Origin of the sequence: Paenalicyclobacillus cellulosilyticus, assembly GCF_014647315.1 — a bacterium.
In the GTDB taxonomy this organism is placed as follows: Bacteria; Bacillota; Bacilli; order Alicyclobacillales; family Alicyclobacillaceae; genus Alicyclobacillus_J; species Alicyclobacillus_J cellulosilyticus.
Map to the genome: position 1 here is coordinate 1 of NZ_BMOY01000070.1, position 3,857 is coordinate 3,857.

2 protein-coding genes are annotated in these 3,857 nt (G+C 54.2%); one reads left to right on the top strand and one right to left on the bottom strand.

Annotated elements, in window-relative coordinates; genetic code table 11:
• Positions 1–47: 47 nt before the first annotated feature.
• Positions 48–332 (bottom strand): hypothetical protein, encoded by a 285-nt coding sequence (locus tag IEX97_RS12700; protein ID WP_229776908.1) that lies wholly within the window; start codon positions 330–332, stop codon positions 48–50.
• A 1,257-nt stretch (positions 333–1,589) separates the two neighbouring features.
• Between IEX97_RS12700 and IEX97_RS12705 the strand changes: the two genes are divergently transcribed.
• Positions 1,590–3,347 carry a DUF4855 domain-containing protein gene (locus IEX97_RS12705; RefSeq protein ID WP_188883480.1) on the top strand — a complete coding sequence of 586 codons (1,758 nt, stop codon included), beginning with the start codon at positions 1,590–1,592 and terminating at the stop codon, positions 3,345–3,347.
• Positions 3,348–3,857 lie beyond the last annotated feature (510 nt).

Sequence of the window (3,857 nt, forward strand, 5' to 3'; positions counted from 1 at the left end):
GCGCAGGTCGTTTCCATATCTGATCAAATTTACAAATGATCGCGCTTTCATAGAACCATATATAGGGAATCTGCGTCAGTCCCATCATTCCCGCGAGCCTTCGTTCTGATTTCCATTTCACCAAACTGCGACGTGGCGCGGAATATGTGTTGCGCCAAGCGGCGCAGATGCTCGCTCCAGAGTTCCTGGAGCAGAGGCAGGGCCTGCTGCGACGTCATCGCGATGGGTTCCGCAAGCTGTTGCTCCAGTTTCAGATAGTCCACGCCGCCCTTTGGGTCGACGAGATACACGCGCCAACCGCGCTTCAGCGCTTCAAGCAGGATGTGGCGCACCAGCGTCGATTTGCCGGACCCCGTGCCGCCTGGTGATGAGAACATGGGGACGTATATGAGGGTTCTACATGAACACCTATGTGTACGGTCATCTTGGTATCCCCCATGGTGCGGTAGGCCAGGGAGGCAGTGCGGGCTTTTCGGAGAACTTCAAAGTCTTGTCGGCAGTAATCCTGCAAGCATGCAAAAAGAGGTTAACTGGTCCCCGAAGGGAGGGCACACCATTTGGTAGGATTTCGTGTGCCGTCTCTTGGCACATGGTACCTTCCGGTACCGTTGGCAAATGAATTCTTTCTCGCCGTGTATCTGTTCACGCCGCATCGATAGTGTGGATTTGCACAGCCTGAGAAGTTCGGTGCTTTAAGTGAATTTTAATCTATGCCGCTTATAACACTGTATGTGTTTACACGAGTCTGAGATTGAAGCGCACAAGGAGGGTGTTTAGGGATGAAGCCTATTGTTTTGACGGTCTAAGATTCTCCCGGTGGTATCTGATTCTTTCATCCATTCAGGGCCGCTCAGACATTGTCGGCGAACTTGTTCCAACGAAAGAGATAGCAAAGCGGTGTCCGGAGGAATCTGCGCTTCTCCAGCCAGTGCAAACTACCTCCTGCCAGCAATCAACCAGAGTTTTCTGCAACCCACGAGATCGAGAACTCGATGCGATACCTGTAGATGGACGAACGAGTTCCAGGTTTGGATCCAACACCGTTTCAGCCTTCTGGCCCATCGAAGCCTAAGGCTGCTTAACACCAAAACGCTGCTAGGCACGATAAGCAAACGGACCAGCCTGTCCTGACCAGCTCCACCAGGGACCAGCAGCGCTTCCCACAGGTTGTTTTCAGTGCTGCAGTTCCGCTGGGCCTGCGCCGCGCGTGTGACGGAATGCCGCGTTGTTGTAGAAGCTCAACAGATCCTCGTGACATATCCATGCGTACGTTACGATTCATCGTGATCGGTCCAGTTCTTGGCAATTAATGTGGCATTTGCAGACTTAACTCAGGTGTCATCTTACAAGATGTTGTCCCGTCCTTGTCACGTGTTAGGCGGGAACATTGTAGCGACACATCCATCGCTGTACATATTAGGTGAACATGTCACAAAACATGATTGGATTCGTCCATTACTATAGCAACTATGCACCCGGATGCACGGTGCTCGCTCGCGCACGTCCGCGTCAAGACATCAGTCTCCCGTTGTGCCACGAATGGAGATGAGAAAGCCCAAAACGAGAATTGTCCGGAGGGAACCGTACGTATGAAACAGAAGCGACAGGAATTCAAGTGGTGGACCTCAACGCTGATGACGGCGTCCTTGACCATGTTCAGCGCAGCCGCAGGTGTCACGGCCTATGCGAACGCCAGCAATGGACATGTCGGACGTCCCGATTCCGCCATCTACGTCAGCGCGGTGCAATCGACCGGCGTCTCCACTTCAGCGGATTCAAGCTTCGACGGATCGGTTGCCCAGCCTGAGAACATCGCCGTCGCCGCGGCCGATATCGCCTCGTCGGCACCACCGGATGCAACCGACATCGCGAGTCAGGCGCAGATCATTTCTCTGCAAGTCACGGGGACGCCGGACCAGGTGTTCGCACAGCAGGAGACCAAGTACCTACCCGTGGGGAACAGCATGTCCGAACCCGGCAAGTGGGCTCGGTTCCTGCGCCAAGGTGGGCGAGAAATCACGTTCTCTCTTGGAGGTCTACGGAATGTCTCGTCCATGTCTCTGTCCTTTGAACAGAATTCAAAGAGTGGAATCTATTGGCCAACATCGATGGAAGTTCAGGTATCCATCGATGGGCTGACGTGGTACGTGCTTAATGACAATGATTTGGATGCGACCGTGCAAGGCGACGTGAAGACGTTCACTTTAACACCTTCAAGCCCCGTGCAGGCCAGTCTCATAAAGATTGTCTTTCCAGTACGCGTATGGGTCTTTGCAGGGCAATTGCATATTTGGTCCGTCAACCAGACGGGGGTGCATCCCGCTCAGGTCGGAACCCCCCTCGTGCCTCGTAATTCTAGTTCTTCTACAGGGCTGCTCACGTCAACCCGCCTGAACGGTGCACGCCATATCTTGCTTGTCTATACAGGTGATCATGGTCAGTTGGGCAAGTGGAGTGCACAGGACTTCCTGCCGATGCTCGAGTACATCGATCCGAACGGGCGCGCAGAGTCACAGATGTTTGACACGATGCTGTTTTTGCCTTACTCGAATGCTGGCGGCACAGCGACAGGATGGTCGAAATATCTGGACGATTTGTTTGGGCCGGACGGAGAGTTTGCCCACCTCAACGCCGCCGCGGAGCAGGCAGGACGACAGGTGTTTTCCGCGAGGACAGTCAATGTCATCTTCACGATACCTTATCCCGACTCGAGCCAAAGGAATTTTGGCGCAGTTTCGGACGGTGGTCCCAAACTCAACTTCTCGGTTGCTGACGTAGGCGATGAACAGTCTCTGCAAAACCGGAAGACAGCGATTCGGTGGTACTATGACGAGTTCATGACGCGTTGGAAAGAAGCCGGCTATCCTCATCTGAGGCTGATTGGGGTGTATTGGTACAAGGAGACCGACCCTTCTTCTGACGTTCCGTTGATTCAGTATGTCCGCGAACTGGCCAGCAAAGACAACCTGTTGCTCTTGTGGATCCCAGCTTACGGCACGAGTATCAGTGATTGGCAGAGCATGGGTTTCGACGGGGTCATACTACAGTCGAACTATTATGAGACCACGAATGCCACATTGCAGCGGGTTGAAAACGCCGTCCAAACGGCTGAACAGAATGGATTAGGCTTGGAGATAGAACTAGATGGCGGGGTGTTCACGAACACAGACCTGGCTACGCGCTATCGGAGCGAGTTACAGAGCTTTGCAAGCGTCCTTCCACCATCGTCAGATGCTGTATTGGTGTTTTACGCTGCATCGAAGGTGCTTCTGCAAGCATATGAGAGCCCCAATACGGCTCAGCGTTCAATATACGATGAGACAGGTTCTTGGTTAATGGCTCACTGACATAATGTCGTCGCTAACGAGGTGGAGGTTGCCGGATCCTGTCTCCTCCACCCGGCGACGCGAAATGCCACGGGCAAAAAAAGAGACGTTCCACGTCCGGGGCACATCAAATGGCGGCCAGCAACCCGCGAACGGCGACTTCTACATCCCAGGTGGCAGGCTCCGCATGCGTGTCAGAACCGGGCGGGCGTAGCGTGGGTTGTCCCACAGATTCGCTTTTCGCAGTGCTTCCTCGAACGAGTCGTGGTGATACCCAGCAGGGGGTCACCCTGCCGTTTGTCCATCGGCCAGATACGGTGGGTGGCCCTGACCCGTGCCAAGTGTCGTCAACCAGTGCAGCCCGATGTTCGGGCTGGCCTTAATATGTCTCCAAAATCCATCAGAAACACCTCGTGCCGGACCTGCATCTCTGTAGCGGCCCGTACCGGTTCTCTCGGGTCACAGATTCCGCGCCTGATCTTCGGGCAGGGGACGAATTTCGACAGGAATCCAACCTGTGCACAGCGAAAT